This is a genomic window from Amantichitinum ursilacus, assembly GCF_001294205.1.
GTDB classification, from domain to species: domain Bacteria; phylum Pseudomonadota; class Gammaproteobacteria; order Burkholderiales; family Chitinibacteraceae; genus Amantichitinum; species Amantichitinum ursilacus.
The window spans coordinates 67388-85471 of sequence record NZ_LAQT01000028.1; the positions used below are offsets into that span (position 1 = coordinate 67388).

Annotated in this window: 15 protein-coding genes; 7 read left to right on the forward strand and 8 right to left on the reverse strand. The window is 59.0% G+C overall.

Going from position 1 to position 18084, the window contains the following annotated elements; translation table 11 throughout:
* Positions 1 to 81: 81 nt before the first annotated feature.
* A complete protein-coding gene (locus WG78_RS16950) occupies positions 82 to 1875 on the forward strand; it encodes an ABCB family ABC transporter ATP-binding protein/permease (protein ID WP_053939024.1) in 1794 nt (597 codons plus the stop codon).
* Here WG78_RS16950 and WG78_RS16955 read toward each other — a convergent pair.
* Complete coding sequence (locus WG78_RS16955; RefSeq protein ID WP_053939025.1) at positions 1847 to 3142, reverse strand: tetratricopeptide repeat protein; 1296 nt, start codon at positions 3140 to 3142, stop codon at positions 1847 to 1849. The genes WG78_RS16950 and WG78_RS16955 overlap by 29 nt on opposite strands.
* A gap of 96 nt (positions 3143 to 3238) precedes the next feature.
* Between WG78_RS16955 and WG78_RS16960 the strand changes: the two genes are divergently transcribed.
* On the forward strand, positions 3239 to 3832 hold the full coding sequence (locus WG78_RS16960) for a TetR/AcrR family transcriptional regulator (protein ID WP_053939026.1): 594 nt from the start codon (positions 3239 to 3241) through the stop codon (positions 3830 to 3832).
* A 25-nt stretch (positions 3833 to 3857) separates the two neighbouring features.
* Here the strand turns inward: WG78_RS16960 and phbB are convergent, their stop codons facing one another.
* Positions 3858 to 4592 (reverse strand): acetoacetyl-CoA reductase, encoded by a 735-nt coding sequence (gene phbB / locus WG78_RS16965; protein WP_053939027.1) that lies wholly within the window; start codon positions 4590 to 4592, stop codon positions 3858 to 3860.
* Between the two features lie 338 nt (positions 4593 to 4930).
* Here phbB and pyrG point away from each other — a divergent pair, with 338 nt between their 5' ends.
* From pyrG to WG78_RS16990, 5 genes are all read left to right on the forward strand, one after another.
* A complete protein-coding gene (gene pyrG / locus WG78_RS16970; protein WP_053939028.1) occupies positions 4931 to 6583 on the forward strand; it encodes a CTP synthase in 1653 nt (550 codons plus the stop codon).
* Between the two features lie 71 nt (positions 6584 to 6654).
* Entirely contained in the window at positions 6655 to 7506 is an 852-nt protein-coding gene (kdsA, locus tag WG78_RS16975; RefSeq protein WP_053939029.1) for a 3-deoxy-8-phosphooctulonate synthase, read from the forward strand.
* Positions 7507 to 7577: 71 nt separating this feature from the next.
* Positions 7578 to 8873, forward strand: coding sequence for a phosphopyruvate hydratase (eno, locus tag WG78_RS16980; RefSeq protein ID WP_053939030.1), 1296 nt, complete (start codon positions 7578 to 7580; stop codon positions 8871 to 8873).
* 114 nt (positions 8874 to 8987) lie between these two features.
* On the forward strand, positions 8988 to 9359 hold the full coding sequence (ftsB, locus tag WG78_RS16985) for a cell division protein FtsB (RefSeq protein ID WP_053939031.1): 372 nt from the start codon (positions 8988 to 8990) through the stop codon (positions 9357 to 9359).
* A 111-nt stretch (positions 9360 to 9470) separates the two neighbouring features.
* Positions 9471 to 10970 carry an aminotransferase-like domain-containing protein gene (locus WG78_RS16990; protein ID WP_083459287.1) on the forward strand — a complete coding sequence of 500 codons (1500 nt, stop codon included), beginning with the start codon at positions 9471 to 9473 and terminating at the stop codon, positions 10968 to 10970.
* Positions 10971 to 11005: 35 nt separating this feature from the next.
* On the opposite strand, the gene WG78_RS16995 is transcribed toward WG78_RS16990, so the two are convergent.
* The 6 genes from WG78_RS16995 to prfB form a co-directional block, all read right to left on the reverse strand.
* Positions 11006 to 11269, reverse strand: coding sequence for a hypothetical protein (locus WG78_RS16995; protein ID WP_053939032.1), 264 nt, complete (start codon positions 11267 to 11269; stop codon positions 11006 to 11008).
* Between the two features lie 132 nt (positions 11270 to 11401).
* Positions 11402 to 11671 (reverse strand): DUF2917 domain-containing protein, encoded by a 270-nt coding sequence (locus WG78_RS17000; RefSeq protein ID WP_053939033.1) that lies wholly within the window; start codon positions 11669 to 11671, stop codon positions 11402 to 11404.
* A 312-nt stretch (positions 11672 to 11983) separates the two neighbouring features.
* Positions 11984 to 13864, reverse strand: coding sequence for a bifunctional tRNA (5-methylaminomethyl-2-thiouridine)(34)-methyltransferase MnmC2/FAD-dependent 5-carboxymethylaminomethyl-2-thiouridine(34) oxidoreductase MnmC1 (gene mnmC, locus WG78_RS17005; protein ID WP_053939034.1), 1881 nt, complete (start codon positions 13862 to 13864; stop codon positions 11984 to 11986).
* A gap of 22 nt (positions 13865 to 13886) precedes the next feature.
* Positions 13887 to 15110: an MFS transporter gene (locus WG78_RS17010; RefSeq protein WP_053939035.1), complete on the reverse strand. Its 1224-nt coding sequence runs from the start codon at positions 15108 to 15110 to the stop codon at positions 13887 to 13889.
* 150 nt (positions 15111 to 15260) lie between these two features.
* A complete protein-coding gene (lysS, locus tag WG78_RS17015) occupies positions 15261 to 16778 on the reverse strand; it encodes a lysine--tRNA ligase (protein ID WP_053939036.1) in 1518 nt (505 codons plus the stop codon).
* 81 nt (positions 16779 to 16859) lie between these two features.
* Complete coding sequence (gene prfB / locus WG78_RS17020; protein WP_053939037.1) at positions 16860 to 17963, reverse strand: peptide chain release factor 2; 1104 nt, start codon at positions 17961 to 17963, stop codon at positions 16860 to 16862.
* Between the last annotated feature and the right edge of the window lie 121 nt (positions 17964 to 18084).

An 18084-nucleotide genomic window follows, 5' to 3' on the forward strand; every position in this document is an offset into this window, starting at 1 on the left:
ATGGGCGTTTTTGTTGGGCGGCAGTTGTAAATGCAGCCGCCGCACCGATCTAAGCGCTCTATCTTACGTAAAGCCCACCCCATGTCCGAAACCCCCGCACGTCGCAATGACTGGCAAACGCTGCGCGCGTTATTGCCGTATCTGTGGCAGTACAAAGTCCGCGTCATTACCGCGATGTTGTTGCTGGTGGCGGCCAAAGTGGCCAACGTCGGCGTGCCGCTGGTGCTCAAGCGCATTGTAGATGCGCTGGGCGTTACGCCGCATACCGCCGTGTTATTGCCTTTGGGTCTGGTGCTGGCTTATGGCGCTTTGCGTTTGTGTGCCTCGGTATTTGGCGAATTGCGCGATGCGGTATTTGCCAAAGTCACCCAGGGCGCAATCCGTCGCGTGGCCCTGCAGGTGTTTGATCATTTGCATGCGTTGTCATTGCGCTTTCATCTGGAACGCCAAACCGGCGGCATGACGCGCGATATTGATCGCGGCAGCAAAGGCATTGCGTTTCTGCTTAATTTTACGCTATTCAACATCCTGCCCACGCTGGTGGAAATTGTGTTGGTGGCGTTGATTCTGCTTAAAAAATACGACTGGTATTTTGCCGCCATTACCTTTGGCACCATCGTGATTTATATCGCGTTTACGCTGGGCATTACCGAATGGCGCATGGTGCATCGTCGCACCATGAACAATATGGATTCGGAAGCCAGCACGCGCGCGGTGGATAGTCTGCTTAATTATGAGACGGTTAAATACTTCGGCAACGAGCGTTGGGAAAGCGAACGCTACGATAAAAGCCTTCGCAAATGGGAATCGGCTTCGGTTAAAAACCAGGTGTCGTTGTCGTTTCTGAATGCCGGCCAGGCGGGGATTATTGCGCTGGGTGTGACGGCGCTGGTTGGCCTGGCAGCGCAAGAGGTGGTGACCGGCAAAATGACGCTGGGCGATCTGGTGTTGGTGAATGCCTTTTTGCTGCAATTGTATGCGCCGCTTAATTTTCTGGGTTTTATCTACCGCGAAATCAAACATTCGCTGGCCGATATGGAAAAGATGTTTGCCTTGCTGAACCGCAATGCGGAAATCAAGGACAACGCCAATGCCATCCCGTTGCAAACCCAGCAGGCGGCAGTGGCGTTCAACAACGTTGATTTTGGTTATGAGGCTGACCGCGATATTTTGCAGGGCGTGAGTTTTGAAATTCCGGCAGGCAAAACGGTGGCGGTGGTGGGTAGTTCGGGCGCGGGTAAATCCACGTTATCGCGCTTGTTATTCCGGTTTTATGATGTCAATGCGGGCCAGGTCAGCATTAATGGTCACGATATTCGTAATCTGACGCAAAGCTCGTTGCGCCAGCATATTGGTATCGTGCCGCAAGATACGGTGCTGTTTAATGACACCATTTATTACAACATTGCATATGGCGACCCCACGGCCAGCCACGAGCAAGTGATTGAAGCCGCGCGTTCGGCGCATATTTACGATTTCATCATGAGCTTGCCGCAAGGCTTTGAAACGACGGTGGGTGAGCGCGGGCTCAAATTATCAGGCGGCGAAAAGCAACGCGTGGCCATTGCACGCACCATCCTTAAAAATCCGCCGATATTGATTTTTGATGAGGCGACTTCGGCGCTGGATTCGCGCACCGAAAAAGCCATTCAGGCTGAATTGCGCGCCATTGCTGCCAGCCGTACCACGCTGGTGATTGCGCATCGCTTGTCGACCATTGCCGATGCCGACCAGATTCTGGTGATGGACCACGGCCGTATTGTCGAACGCGGCACGCATGGTGATTTGCTGGCGGCGCAGGGCGCGTATGCGCGGCTATGGCAATTGCAGCAACACGAACAACAAACTACGCCGCTGGAAGCCGCGCCAGAATAGTCCAGCCGTGTACGGGTTCGCCAAATTCGACGCGGATAACGGCCGGGATGAGCGATACGACGCCAAGCCCGGCCGCTGCCAGATTGGCGCGCAAGCCCGCTTCACTGTGGCTGTAACGACCGCTGGGCAATAAACGATATTCGACGTCGGTGGTGGCTTCGGCGGAAAAGGCCAGTAAACCCGTTGGGCGCATCGCCTGGCGAAAAGCGGCAAACAACGGCGCCAGTTCGCCAAAATAAATCACCAGATCGGCTGCGCAAATCAGGTCAAACACGCCAGGTTGGCTATACAGCCAGGCGTTCAATTCCGCCTGCACCAGCTCGTCGTAACCGCCACGCGCGGCGGCTTTGGCAAGCATGCCGCTGGATAAGTCCACGCCCACCAGACGCTGCGCATAGGGCCGCAATACCGGCAAACACAAGCCGGTGCCGCATCCCGCATCCAGCACCTGCAGGCTGGCGTCAGCTATCAAGCATGGCGCCAGCGCGGCGGCGATCTGTTGCGGGGCTTGATAGTCGAGCGAGCGTAAACGCTCATCAAATTCGGCGGCAAACTGGTCGAACATGGTGGCGACATAAGCATCCGAGGCGCGATGCGGTACGTTCTGGCCCGAACAGCCAGCCAGCAAGTGGCGGGCGGTGGGGTTGTCGGGTTCCTGCTGCAGCCACGCGCGATAGACTGCGGCGGCTTCGTCGATGCGACCCAGTCGATAAAACGCGATACCGCGCATTTTCGGCGGCTGGACCTCGGCGGGGCGCAGCACATAGGCGCGACACAAAAACAAAGAGCCTTCTTCGGACTGGCCCAGCCGTTCCAGCGTGTTGCCCAGGTTTTCCAGCGCGTCGATATAGTCGCCATCGAGTTGCAGTGCCTTGATAAACGCCTGCGCGGCGTCCTCATTCAGGTTTTGCGCCAGCAACACTGATCCCAGATTGTTCCAGAACAACGGCGTGGGCTGCAGCGCCAGCGCCTGGCGAAAAGCGCGCCCCGCCATTTCGGCATGCCCGGCCAGCGCCAGCATGTTGCCGAGGTCATTAAACCAGTCGGCCGTCGGGCGGGTCTGGCAGGCGCGCGCCAGCCACTCGATCGCGCCGTTGCTATCGCCACGCTGATGTCGCAGCAAGCCAAAACCATGCATGGCGGACGCGTATTGCGGGTCTTGCGCCAGGATGCTCTGGTACAGCGCTTCAGCGGCGTCGAGGTTGCCCGCCAGTTGGGCGGCCACGGCCTGATGCAGCTGCGCGGAAAGATCAAGGGACAGCGTCAAATCAACACTCCAGCTGGGTAGGGTGGTCTGGCAATTGCCCCAACCAGGGGCATCACGTAGACTTGTCAGTCTATTACATGCTGTTACAGACGTTTTATGGCAACAGAAGCCCTCAATAGCGATCGTGCCGATCGCGTACTCGAAGCCGCTTTCCAGGTATTTTGCGAATCAGGTTATCGCGCCAGCATCGATCTGGTTGCGGCGCGCGCGGGCGTTGCCCGGCAAACCATATACAACCACTTTGGCAGCAAGCAAGCGCTTTTTGAATCCACGCTGGCGGGTTCCGTGGCCGATATGCTCGGCACGCTCGGTGGGGGCGATGTGGCATTGCGGGAAAGGCTGCTGGCGTTTGCCGGTAATTTCCGCCAGCGGGTGCTGTCACCGGATGCCATCAATCTGCATCGCGTGCTAACCAGTGAAGCGCCGCGCTTTTCCGGCCTGGCACAGGATTTTTATCGTAATTGCATCCAGCATTGCGCCGGACATGTGGCCGAGCAATTCGAAATCGCCATGCAGCAAGGCCTGTTACGCCGCGAAAACCCGCAGCGCGCCGCGATGATGTTGCTGGACATGTTGGCCAGCCAGGATCGCACACGTATGTTGTTTGGTGGCGCCGCGCCCGACCCTGCAGGCGAGGCGCAACTGGTGGAAGAGGTGGTGGATTTCTTCTTGCGGGCAATGAAGCCGTAACGCGGGTCTTGCTGGTCCAGGCCACTCAGCCCGTGTGCTGACCGCCGTTGATGGCGATATTGGCGCCCGTTACAAACCCCGCCATCTCGGACGCCAGCCACACAATCAGGCTGGCCACTTCTTCCGGCTTACCCAGACGGCCCACCGGGATCTGCCCGACGATGCGTTCGCGGATTTCCACTGGCACCGCCATCACCATCTCGGTGGCGATGTAGCCGGGGCTGATCGTATTAACGGTTACGCCCTTACGCGCCACTTCTTGCGCCAGCGCCATGGTAAAGCCATGCATCCCGGCTTTGGCCGCCGAATAATTGGTCTGACCAAACTGGCCTTTCTGCCCATTGATCGATGAGATATTGATGACGCGGCCCCAACCACGCTCGCTCATGCTGTCGACAAATTGCTTGGATACATTGAATAGCGAATCCAGATTGGTGCCCATCACGGCGTCCCAGTCGGGTTGGCTTAGCTTGCGGAACGTGGCGTCGCGCGTGATGCCCGCGTTATTGACCAGAATGTCCACTTCGCCCAGCTTTTCGCGCAATGCCGCAGCCATGGCACTGCAACTGGCGTAGTCAGCCACATTGCATTCAAACGCATGAAACGCATAGCCCGCGGCTGTGGCATCGGCCAGCCATTGTTCTTGCCGGCCCGTGCGCGAATACGTGGTGGCCACCTGATAGCCCGCGTCGGCCAGTTGCCGGCAAATTGCCGTGCCGATGCCGCCCATGCCCCCCGTTACCAATGCCAGCCTGGTCATGCGTGTTTATCCTTCAGCGTATGCAACGCGCGCAGTGTTTGCGTTCGTCAAATTTATGCGGCCGAATCTTACTTTCAGATTTTGATCGTAGTAAAGCGTACTTTTGCTACGTAAGACGACCTGTTCTTGTCATAGTTGGCGGCCGTGCGTACTACAAGCTTTTGCAGCGTTGCCGATTAAAACACTACTGGGCCAATGGCTTACGAGAACGCGCGTTCGCTATTCCAGCGGCATAAGGGGCGTAAAGCCGTTTGGGGCACAAAGCAGGGCGCTTGTCCAGAATTGAGGGCCACCCGGGGTTCGTATAGAATACGCAATTCCAATCTGTACGTACTGCCATGACCAAGTACATCTTTGTTACCGGTGGCGTTGTTTCCTCTTTGGGGAAAGGCATCGCCGCCGCGTCTCTGGCCGCAATCCTCGAATCCCGCGGCCTTAAAGTCACCATGATGAAGCTCGATCCATACATCAATGTGGATCCGGGAACCATGAGCCCGCTGCAGCACGGCGAAGTGTTCGTCACCGATGACGGCGCTGAAACCGATCTGGATCTGGGCCACTACGAGCGCTTCATCAGCTCACGCATGGCCAAGCGCAATAACTTCACCACCGGTCAGATTTATGACTCGGTGATCAAGAAAGAGCGTCGTGGCGATTATCTCGGCAAAACCGTACAGGTGATTCCGCATATCACCGATGAAATCCGTTCGTTTATCGAACAGGGTGCCGGTGATGCTGAACTCGCAGTCATCGAAGTGGGCGGCACCGTAGGCGATATCGAATCGCTGCCGTTTCTGGAAGCGATTCGCCAGATGGGCGTGACGCTGGGTAAAGAAAACACCTGCTTCGTGCATCTGTCGTATGTGCCGTACATTGCCGCCGCTGGCGAAATCAAGACCAAGCCCACTCAGCATAGCGTTAAAGAACTGCGCGAAATCGGTATCCAGCCCGATGTGTTGATCTGCCGCGCTGATCGCCCGGTGCCGGACGAAGAACGCCGCAAGATCGCGTTGTTTACCAACGTGACTGAGCGCGCCGTGATTTCGTGTCCGGACGTACCGTCGATTTACCAGATTCCGCGCGTACTGTCGGACCAGGGCATCGACGCCATCATCGCCAAACAATTGCAACTGGAACTGCCGCCCGCCAACCTGGCGGTGTGGGACAAGATCGTCCACGCCGTGCAGAACCCGCAGCAGACCGTCAATATCGCGATGGTGGGCAAGTATGTCGACCTGACCGAATCGTACAAATCGCTGATCGAAGCGCTGAAGCACGCTGGTATTCATACAGGCTGTGAAGTGAAGATCAACTTTGTCGATTCCGAAGCGCTGGAAACCGAGGGCCTGGACGTGCTGCATAACGTCGACGCCATTCTGGTGCCAGGCGGCTTTGGCAAGCGCGGTGTGGAAGGCAAGATCCGCGCCGTTAAATATGCGCGTGAACAGAACATCCCGTACCTGGGCATCTGTCTGGGCATGCAGATTGCACTGATCGAATATGCGCGTGATATGGCGGGCATGACCGGCGCCAACTCCACCGAGTTTGATCTGGAAACCGACTTTCCGGTGGTGGCCTTGATTGACGAGTGGGTTAATCACGACGGCAAGATCGAAAAGCGCGACGCCAATAGCAACCTGGGCGGCACCATGCGTCTGGGTGCGCAAGCTTGCCAACTGGAAGAAGGCACGCTGGCCGCACGGATTTACGGCGCGACCTCGATTACCGAACGCCATCGTCATCGTTATGAAGTCAACAACCACTATCTGCCGCGCCTGCAAGAAGCGGGTTTGAAGATCAGTGGAAAATCGACGGGCGCCGAGCAACTGGTCGAGACGGTTGAACTGCCGCAGCATCGCTGGTTCTTTGCCTGCCAGTTCCACCCCGAGTTCACCTCGACCCCGCGCGATGGCCATCCGCTGTTCAAGGCTTATATTGAAGCCGCGATTGCGTTTGCGCGTGAGCAAGGCCGCGAAGGCCTGAGCTGCTAAGCACTACCTTGTTGCAACCCCCGCGGCTGGCCGATGCTGGCCGTGGGCTGTGTCCCCCAGACGGAGCAAGCATGAAACTTTGTGGATTTGAAGTTGGCCTCGACCAGCCGTTTTTTCTGATTGCAGGCCCGTGCGTGATCGAAGGCGAACAGTTTTCGATCGATGTGGCCGGCCAGCTGAAAGAGATCACCAGCGAGCTGGGCATCAACTTTATTTTCAAGTCGAGCTTCGACAAGGCCAATCGCTCGTCGGGCAAAAGCTTTCGCGGCTACGGCATGGACGAAGGCCTGAAGATTCTGGCCAAAGTGCGCGAGCAAGTGGGCGTGCCAGTACTGACCGACATCCACGAGATCGACCAGATCAAGCCGGTTGCAGCGGTGGTTGATGTCCTGCAGACCCCTGCGTTTTTGTGCCGCCAGACCGACTTTATCAAGGCCTGTGCCCAGTCGGGCAAGCCGGTCAATATCAAGAAGGGCCAGTTTCTGGCGCCGGGCGATATGAAAAACGTGATGGACAAGGCGCGTGAAGCGGCCCAGGAGGCCGGCCTTGATCCCGATCAGTTTATGGCGTGCGAGCGCGGCGTATCTTTCGGTTACAACAATCTGGTCAGTGACATGCGTAGCCTGGCCATCATGCGCGAAACCAACTGCCCGGTGGTGTTTGACGCCACGCATTCGGTGCAGTTGCCCGGCGGTCAGGGCACCAGCTCTGGCGGTCAACGCGAGTTTGTTCCAGTCCTGGCGCGCGCTGCCGTCGCCGTCGGGATTTCCGGTCTGTTTGCTGAAACCCACCCCGATCCGGCTTGCGCCAAATCGGATGGCCCCAACGCATGGCCGCTGCATCGTATGAAAGAGCTGTTGACGACGCTGCAGACCATCGACAAGGCCGTGAAGACCGGCGCTTTCATCGAGCAGACGTTGTAATACGCATCGGCTATCCTGGGATAGCCGTTTTGCTGTTTTGAACACCAACCACATCTACAGAGGTAACGCCAATGAGCGCAATCGTTGAAGTCATCGCGCGCGAGATCCTTGATTCTCGCGGCAATCCCACCGTTGAAGCCGATGTCCTGCTGGAATCGGGCGTTATGGGTCGTGCCGCAGTGCCGTCCGGCGCCTCCACGGGTGAACGTGAAGCGCTCGAACTGCGTGATGGCGACAAGAGCCGTTACCTGGGCAAGGGCGTACTGAAGGCGGTTGAAAACATCAACACCGAAATCTGTGAAGCCATCATCGGCCTCGACGCCGCTGAACAAGCCTTCATTGACAAGACCATGCTTGACCTGGATGGCACCGAAGACAAATCGAAGCTGGGCGCCAACGCGATCCTGGCCGTGTCGATGGCCGTTGCCAAAGCTGCCGCTGATGAAGCCGGCCTGCCGTTGTATCGCTACGTGGGTGGCTCCGGCCCCATGGCGCTGCCGGTGCCGATGATGAACGTGGTGAACGGTGGCGAACACGCCAGCAACAGCCTGGACTTCCAGGAACTGATGATTGTGCCGGTCGGCGCGCCCACCTTCCGTGAAGCGCTGCGTTACGGCGCGGAAATCTTCCATAACCTGAAGAAGATTCTGCACGACAAGCATCTGCCGACCCAGGTCGGTGACGAAGGTGGTTTCGCACCGGACGTGGCCAACGCCGAAGAAGCGCTGGACCTGATCCTGCAAGCTATCGAAAAAGCCGGTTACAAGGCTGGCGAACAAATCGCTATTGCCCTGGATTGCGCCGCCAGCGAGTTCTACGACAAAGCCACCGGCAAGTACGTGTTCAAGAAGAGCGACAAGCGCGAGCTGTCGTCGGAACAAATGGTGGATTACCTCGAAAGCCTGGTGAACAAGTACCCGATCATCTCGATTGAAGATGGCATGGGCGAGCGTGACTGGGACGGTTGGAAAGTGCTGACCGACCGCCTGGGCAAGCGCGTGCAACTGGTGGGCGACGATCTGTTCGTCACCAACACCAAGATCCTGGCTGAAGGCATCAAGAAGGGCATCTGCAACTCGATCCTGATCAAGGTTAACCAGATCGGTTCGCTGTCGGAAACCCTGGCCGCTGTGGATCTGGCCAAGCGCAATGGCTACACCTCGGTAATGAGCCATCGTTCGGGCGAAACCGAAGACAGCACCATCGCTGATCTGGCCGTTGCCACCAACTGCATGCAGATCAAGACCGGTTCGCTGAGCCGTTCGGACCGTATGGCCAAGTACAACCAACTGCTGCGCATCGAAGAAGAACTCGGTGATGCTGCCTACTACCCGGGCCATGACGCGTTTTACCAGCTGAAGAAATAAGCTGCGCCACAGCCCAGGCGCCCGCGTTAGGATTTGGCGGGCGCCTGTAGTAACATCGAAAACCGGTGCGCAATGCGCCGGTTTTCTTTTACAAGAACAACACTGACTCTCTCAATGCGCACTCTGGCGATCGCCCTGGCTGTACTGATACTTGCCCTGCAATGGCCGCTATGGATCGGTAAAGGCAGTTGGCTGCGCGTCTGGGATCTGGACCGGCAACTGGCCGAACAGAAACTGCGCAACGACAAGCTCAAAGAGCGCAACACGGCGCTTGAGGCCGACGTGGTCGACCTTAAAACCGGGACTGACGCCATTGAAGAGCGCGCTCGCAATGAGCTGGGCATGGTGCGTCAGGATGAAGTCTTCTTCCAGATTCTCGATAACCGCAAACCCGCATCCAGCAACCCCGCCAGCGCCGCAGTGGGTATTGGAATTGCCAGCGATGTTGCCGCCGCGCCCGCCAGTGGGGCCGCATCAGCACCGTAAGCGTGCGCAACTGTAATGGTTGCCGTTCGACGTTTTGTCATCAGCATCCAACTGTTCTGTTTTGCAATTTTTGCGATATAGTGGGGTTCGTCCGCCCCCAGGATCGCCATCATGAACGACCTCGCCTTTGGTCATCGCCGCAAGGCCGATACGCTCTACCACCAGCTTGCCGAAGAAATGGCTCAGGCCATTGCCGCCGGATTGCTCAAGCCGGGTGAAAAGCTGCCTTCGGTGCGCAAGATGTCGTCGCAACGCCAACTCAGCTTGTCCACCGTGATGGAAGCCTATCGCGAGCTGGAAGACCGCGGCCTGATTGAGGCGCGTCCGCAAAGCGGCTTTTATGTGCGGCCGGCACAGGCGATGCAGATTCCACTGCTGACGCAACCGCCGCAAACGCCATCCCGAGTGATTACCCAGGCTGAATTCTGGCCCTACCATGTGGGCGGCGCGTCGGCGCGTGTGGATTTCAGCTTTGCGGTGCTCGCGCCCGAACACTATCCAACTCAACCATTGCAACGTTTGCTATCGCAAGTGTCGCGCCACGCGCCTGAGATTCTGGCTGACTACGGTCGGCCGCAAGGCGATCCGGAATTGCGCCGCCATATTGCGCGGCGCTCGCTGGCCTGGGGCGGCCAGTTTGAAGCGGATGACGTGATCATCACGCAAGGCTGCCTGGAGGCGCTCAACCTGTGCCTGCGCGCGGTAACGCGGCCCGGCGACGTAGTCGCGATCGAGTCGCCCGCATATTTTGGTTTGCTGCAGATTCTTGAGAGCTTCAACCTGAAGGCGCTCGAAATCCCCACGCATCCGCAAACCGGTATTTCGGTGGAGGCCCTGGAGCTGGCCACGCGCAATGGCCAGGTACAGGCCTGTTTGCTGCTGCCCAACTTCTCCAATCCGATTGGCTGTTTGATGCCCGACGAGGCCAAACGCCGATTGGTGGAGTTGCTGGATAGTCGCAATATCCCGTTGATCGAAGACGACTTATACGGCGAGTTTTTCCATCACGGCGAACGTCCGCGCCCGGCCAAAGCGTTTGACCGCACCGGTAATGTGATGCTGTGCTCGTCGTTTACCAAAACCCTGGCACCGGGCTTTCGGGTGGGTTGGGTGGTGGCGGGACGTTGGCAGCGCGAGCTGGAAAAGCTCAAATTTATCAATACTTTCTCGACGCCCGCCATCCTGCAGCAAACGATTGCACGCTTTCTGGAGAACGGCGGTTACGACCATCATCTGCGCAAATTGCGCCGTGCCGTGTGCGAGCAGGTCGAACATGGCGCGGCAGCAGTGCGCCGCTATTTTCCGGCCAATACGCGTTTTACTGTCCCGGAAGGTGGCTTTGTGTTGTGGATCGAGCTTCCCGAGGGCATTGATACGCTGCAGCTGTTGCAGCGCTGTCTGCAGGAAGGCATTGCGTTTTCGCCGGGCGAGTTGTTCTCGCCCAGCCGCAGTTATCGCAACTGCCTGCGCATCTGCTGTGTGCAAACCTGGACTACGCGGCATGAGAAAGCCGTGCAACGCATCGGCGAGCTGGCCGCAGAAATGCTGCTGCAAGCGCCAGTTGCCGGCGCGACTGCGCCCGCCGTAATTGACCCTACGCCGATCAAATAGCCACTCACTTGCACGTCGATGTCAGCGCGGGGATGTCAATTGCCTGGGCTGGCATCGGCGGTGATGGTGTTGTCCGTATTGGGCGGTTCCAGATTGGCGGCCTTGTCGCCCAGGACGTTCTGGCAACTTTCCGGCACGGCTTTCTGGATTTCGACGCAGTATTGCGAGTAGCTCATCAGGCAAGGTGGAATTTCTTTGTCCTGATCGACCCAGATGACGTCATATCGCTGCCCGCACACGCTATTGAGAATGTCCTCCAGCGTGGCGACATCGCCGACCAGATCGGCATAAGCGGGCATGGCGAGGCCCGCACAAAGCATTCCTGTCATACAGAAACGGCGCAGCATGCGAGCCTCCCAGGCGTCGCCCGGATGCGACGCATGGGAAATGTGACCGTTATGACAATGTCAAGTTTCGGCCCGGAGGGCAGGCTAGTGGCTCACCACCAGCTTAGGCGACGAATGGAATGGCCACGCCCAGCGCCGCATGCTCGGCAGCGTGGCAATGCTGTAACGACTGCCGGGTTCGCCTTCCAGTAACACCAGGCCGGTGCACGACACCTCGCAACGCTCGCCCGCGGCCAATGTAATGTCACGCCCCGGGATGCTGAGCCAGACCCGGCCGGCTTCGCAAATAATGCGGGCGTTGCCTTGATGCTGGATGGCAACAAGGCCAGTGCGATCGATAAGCTGGGTGTGCATGGCAGCCTCCTGCGTAGTGCTGTTTAATCAGGCACTTAGCGTACGGGCAGGCGGCAATGCCCGGTAGCGACATTACTGTACTGGTCTAAGGCGTGCAGCGCGCGGTTTTCGGTCAACTGTACTGCTAACTAGCTCATGCAACTGTCATACGGTAGGATTCCGCGCCCGCCCAGGCCCAGCCAATAAAGTAGCTGGACGCGCCTTGTGGCGCGGTCTTTGCCAGCGGAAGCTCTCGTAGAGATGCATAGCAAGCGGTTGAGAAGCGTGCCAATGGCTCTGGATGGTGGGCCTCAAAGGACGCCGAGTCCTACGCTATGACGCCTTGCGCAATGTGCGCAGCATAAAGCGGGCCGGGTCAACGGCGTCGGCCAGCGCTGTTTCCACAGGCAGCGGTTCGGCGTTCAGCTGGCTCGCCAGCAGCTCCGCACACAGCAGCGAGAACGTCAGCCCGCGCGATCCCAGCCCCAGCAAGCCATAAACTCCCGGCCAACGCTGCACTTGAGGCAATTGATGCGCCTTGGTCTGCTGTGCCAGTGGCAACGGCAATGCGCCCACCAGCGGCATGCGATCAGGCGAAGTAGGGCGCGGGCACAAGCGCGTGCTGCCCAACGCGGCAGCGCCCGGTAGAGCGGCCTGTGGAAACAACTCCTGCAGCGATTGCAGATTGCCGCGTGCCGCCTCGACCTCATCATGCGCACCCGCAGCGCCCATGCAATGCCAGCCATCCAGCGCGGGTGTGATATACCCAGCGCCGGACAAGCCTATCTGTGCCAGTGGCAACGCGCCTTCGCGCAACAAAGTGGTGCTGCGCGCGGATGATGACAGCGGCAATTCAGCCGCCTGTTCCAATGCCGTCGCGGCCGTTGCCTGAGCCAGAATGACCACGGCAGCGGTAGCGACCACCTCGCCCTCGGCCGTCTGCGCTTGCCACAACGCGCCATCGCGCTGCAGCCGCGCCACGGTGATGCCGGTGCGCAACTGCACGTGCGCGCCGTGTCGCTGCAGATTGGCGTGACACACGCTGGCCGGATTGGCCCAGATGCCGCGCGCATACCAAAGGCCGCTGCGTGGCACGCGCTGGCCCGCCATGGCGCTGGCCGCATCGACATCAACATAACGCATCAACTCATCGGGCCAGCCGTCCGCACCCATTTCCGCTTGCGTGGCCGCTTGCTCATCGGTACGGGCAATCTGCAGCACGCCTTGCATGCCCCAGCGCGCGGCGTCGCCGATGGCTTGAAGATGGCGCAACGTGTATTCGCTACCCGCGCGTGTCAGTCGTGCTGACAGATTGTCATCGCGCGAGAAGTGGGCATGCATCAGCCCGACGTGGTTGCCCGAGGCATGTTGCGCGGGCGCGGCGTCGCGCTCGATCACCGTCACTTGCCAGCCGCGTGCGGCCAAGCGTTCCGCCGCAGCACAACCCGCCAGTCCCGCGCCGATGACAATGGCGGTATGCGCCGGATGCGTCAGCGCTACCCGACGCGGACTGCGCGCCATGCTGCCTTCCAGCCGCTGCCGCTTGCGGCCAAAGCCTTCTACTTTGCGCGGCATAAAGCCTGCGTCTTTCAGGCCATTGCGCACCGCGCCCGCCACGGTGTAGGTCGCCAGCGTGGTGTCGGGTTTGCCCAATAACCAGAGCGCGCGGAACACAGCGGGCGACCACAGATCTTCATTTTTGCCGGGAGAAAAGCCGTCGAGATAAATGGCGTCGGCTTGCATATCCAGCTGGCGCAGCAGCGTCTCGGCTTCGCCAAATAACAGCGTTAACGTAACGCTGCCGGCGTCCAGATGCAGGCGGTGCAAACCCGGCGTCAACAGCGGCCATTGCGCCAGCAGCTGCGCAGATAGCTCGGCCAGTGCTGGATAGCGCGCGTGCAATTGCGCCAGATCGGCGGCGGCAAACGGATGCTTTTCCACCGAGACAAAATGCAGCCGGGCGCAACGGTGTGGATCGTCGCGCCACGCTTGCCACGTCGTCAGAAAATTCAGACCCTGACCAAAGCCGGTTTCCACAATGCAGAACTGCTCGCGGCCCTGCCAGCGCTGGGGCAGGTGATTGCCCGCCATAAATACGGCCTGCGCTTGCTCGATGCCGCCATCGGCCGAGTGATAAACATCGTCAAAATCGGCCGACCAAGGCACCCCTTCGGCGTTGAATTGCAGGCGGGCAGGGATCAGACGTTCGGGCATGGCGGCGCGCTTTATCGTTTTTTCAGGCAGCCGGCAGTTTACGCTGCCCGGGCAGCCAGTTCATAAACCACATCAGCGTGAAAATGAACGCAATGCCCAACGGAATAAACGCAGCGGCAAACCAGGTGGTGCCGGCGGCGACGTAAATGGCTTTGAATACTTCCACGCCGATCGCGTAAAAGCCCATCATCACCAGGCCCAATACGGCGGAGACGGTGCCCTTGCCCACATCACTGGCAAACAGCGTCAAACGGTACAAGCCGGCATTGGCCAGACCCAGGCCAAACGAATACAGCCCCAGCCCGATGGCCATGCCGCGAAAGCCAAATCCCCACGTCAACGCCGCCGCCAGAAACACGCCCACGCCCAGTACCGCGCCACCGCCCGCGATCACGCGGTGAATGGGAAAGCGCTCGGCGATCGTGGCCAGCACGATATTGCCTGCGATCAAACAACCAAACACCGGCAATTGCCACAGGCCATAAGTCAGGCTGGGCAAACCCGCACCTTCCATGATGATGACCGGGGACTGGCCGATCCACGCCAGCAAGGGCAGGCTGGCCAGCGAAATGGCCGCCACGCCCGCCATAAAGCGACGGTTGCGCAAGACCGCCAGATAATCATGGCCGACCGCTTTAAACGAAAACGCCGCTTTGGCCTTGGGCGCGGTTTCGGGCATGGTAAAAAACAGCCCGACGCCCGCGATGGCGGCCAGTCCGGCAATCGCCACAAACACCATGCGCCACGGCGCGACGGCCATCACAGCCGCACCGGTCAGTGGGCCGATCAAGGGGGCGAGCAATGCCACATTGGCCATCATTGCCATCACCTTGATGGCGGTGGTTTCTTCAAACGCTTCCTGAATCGCCGCATAGCCGACCGCGACGATAAAGCACATGCCCATGCCTTGCAGCACGCGCAACACCAGGAAGAATTCAATGCTTTGCGCCACCAGCGCGGCGCAGCACATCAACACAAACCAGACCACGCCGGTCAGCATCACCGGACGCCGACCAATGCGGTCCGACAACGGCCCCAACAACCATTGCAACGACGCGCCGCCCAGCAAATACGTGGTCATCGAGGTCGGCACCCAGGCGCTGCTGGCGTGGAACTCCTGCGTTACGTGCAGCATGCCCGGCAGGATCATGTCGTTGGCGATGTAGCACGAGAATTCGTACAGCACCATGCACAGCGGAAACAGCAGCGCACGCCAGTGCAGTTTGTTGATCGGGATATGACGCATGAGACTCCAGCAGATAAACCGCGCCAGTGGGGACGGCCCAGTAATGACAAAACCCGCCAGGCAGAAGCGGCGGGTTATTTTAATGGCTACAGGCTGCCACCTTGCGATGGCAGCCTTGTTACAGCGTTATAGCTCGACGGATCGGTTTGATCAGTCCTCGCGGCGCATCTGCGGGAACAGGATGACGTCACGGATCGACGCGGAGTCGGTCAACAGCATCACCAGACGGTCGATACCAATGCCGCAGCCGCCCGTCGGGGGCAAGCCGTATTCCAGTGCGCGGATGTAATCGGCGTCAAAGTGCATCGCCTCATCATCGCCCTTGTCTTTCAGATCAACCTGCGCCTGGAAGCGGGCGGCCTGGTCTTCTGGATCGTTCAACTCCGAATAACCGTTGGCGTGTTCGCGGCCGACCATAAACAGCTCAAAGCGCTCGGTCAGATCCGGATTGTTGTCGTTGGCACGCGCCAACGGCGACACTTCGGCCGGGTAATCGATGATGAAGGTCGGTTCCCACAGTTTTTCTTCGGTGGTTTCTTCAAACAGGCTCAGTTGCAAGCCGCCCACGCCATCAGTCAACACCGGCTTGCCACCCAGACGCGCGATTTCGGCTTTCAGAAAGTCGCGATCGTTCAGCTGTTCGGTGGTGTATTGCGGGTTGTAATGCTGGATGGCCTCAACCGTAGTAAAGCGTGCAAACGGCTTGGACAGATCAACTTCGCGGCCCTGGTATTCGATGACGGTTTTGCCCAGCACTTCTTGCGCGGCGTAGCGAATGACGCCCTCGGTCATCTCGATCATGCGATGGTAATCGGCATACGCCTCATAGAATTCCATCATGGTGAATTCGGGATTGTGCCGCGTGCTCATGCCTTCGTTGCGGAAGTTGCGGTTGATCTCGAACACGCGCTCCATGCCACCCACCACCAGCCGCTTCAGGTACAACTCCGGCGCAATCCGCAGATACAAGGGCATATCCAGCGCGTTGTGGTGCGTGGTAAACGGCTTGGCCGTAGCGCCACCCGGGATCGGGTGCATCATCGGCGTTTCCACTTCCAGGTACTGTTCGTTCACCATGTATTCGCGAATCTTTTGCACGATGCGCGAACGGTTAACGAAGGTAGTGCGCGCTACGTCGTTGGTGATCAGATCAACATAACGCTGGCGATATTTCTGCTCCTGATCCGCCAGGCCGTGGTGCTTGTCCGGCAGCGGGCGCAGCGCCTTGGTCAGCAAGCGCAGTTCGGTGACGTGGATCGACAATTCGCCGGTATTGGTCTTCATCAGCGTGCCACGTGCGCCGACAATATCGCCCAGATCCCACGTCTTGAAGCCGGCGTAAACCTCTTCGCCTACGCTATCACGCGACACATACAGCTGAATCTGGCCCGACACATCTTGCAGCGTGGCAAAGCTGGCCTTGCCCATCACGCGTTTCAGCATCATACGACCGGCAACGCTGACGGCCACGGCTTGCGCTTCCAGCGGTTCTTTTTCGACGGCGTCGTACTGCGCGTGCAGCGGGCCGCTGGTGTGCTCGCGGCGATAGTCGTTCGGAAAAGCCACGCCTTTTTCGCGGATGGCGGCCAGTTTGGCGCGGCGTTCGGCGATCAGTTTGTTGTCGTCTTGCGCGGGTGCGGCGGTCACAGGCTGTTGCTGGTCGGACATTTCTATCATCCCTGGGGCCACGCGAGGCGTGGCGTCATGTTGGTCTTGGTCTTGCTTTGATCTTGGCTGGGGGCGGGCGCGTTACACGCCTTGTTTCAGGCTGGCTTCGATAAAGTCGTCGATATCGCCATCCATCACACCCTTCAGGTTGCCCACTTCGTAACCGGTGCGCAGATCCTTGATGCGGCTCTGGTCAAACACATACGAGCGAATCTGATGGCCCCAGCCGATGTCGGACTTGCCCGCTTCCAGCTGTTGCTGCGCTTCCATGCGTTTGCGCAATTCAAGCTCGTACAGTTTGGCGCGCAGCATGGCCCATGCTTCGTCACGGTTACGGTGTTGCGAGCGGTCGTTCTGGCACTGCACCACGATGTTGGTGGGGATGTGCGTCAAACGGACGGCGGAATCGGTCTTGTTAATGTGCTGACCGCCCGCGCCCGAGGCACGGTAGGTATCGGTGCGCACATCGGCCGGATTGATTTCAATCTCGAAGCTGTCGTCGACTTCCGGGTACACAAACACGGATGAAAACGAGGTGTGGCGACGCGCATTGCTATCAAACGGCGATACACGCACCAGGCGGTGCACGCCGGTTTCGGTGCGCAGAAAGCCATAAGCATAGTCGCCGGTAAACTTGACGGTGGCGCTGCTGATGCCCGCCACATCGCCTTCCGACACTTCCATCACTTCGACATTAAAGCCTTTGCGTTCGCCATAGCGCACATACATACGCAGTAGCATCGAGGCCCAATCCTGCGCCTCCGTACCGCCAGCGCCGGCCTGGATATCGACAAAGCACGCGTTCGGGTCCATCGGGTTGTTAAACATCCGACGGAATTCCAGCTGTGCAATCTGCGCTTCCAGCGTGGCGTAATCAGCGGCCACGGCATCCACCGTGGTCCAGTCTTCTTCTTCGCGCGCCATCTCGAACAGGTCGAGCGCGTCTTTAACGCCGCTGGTCACCTGGTCGAGCACCAGCACCACGCCTTCCAGCGCTTTGCGTTCGCGGCCGATTTCCTGGGCTTTTTTCTGGTCGTTCCAGATGTCCGGGTCTTCGGACAGGCGCACGACTTCCTCCAGCCGGTCTTGCTTGGCGGGATAGTCGAGATAACGTTTGAGTTCGTCGGCGCGGGAACCCAGCTCTTTAAGCTGGTTTTCGATCTGGTTAAGCTGTTCGGCTTCCATGCTTGATCATCTGGATGCGGAAAACCCGACATTCTAGCAGAGCACGCCGCAGTGCGGGCGGCCGTGTTTTGGGCGCTTGCAATGTCGCTGCGGCGACGTCGGCGCGGTTGCTGTGTCAGCC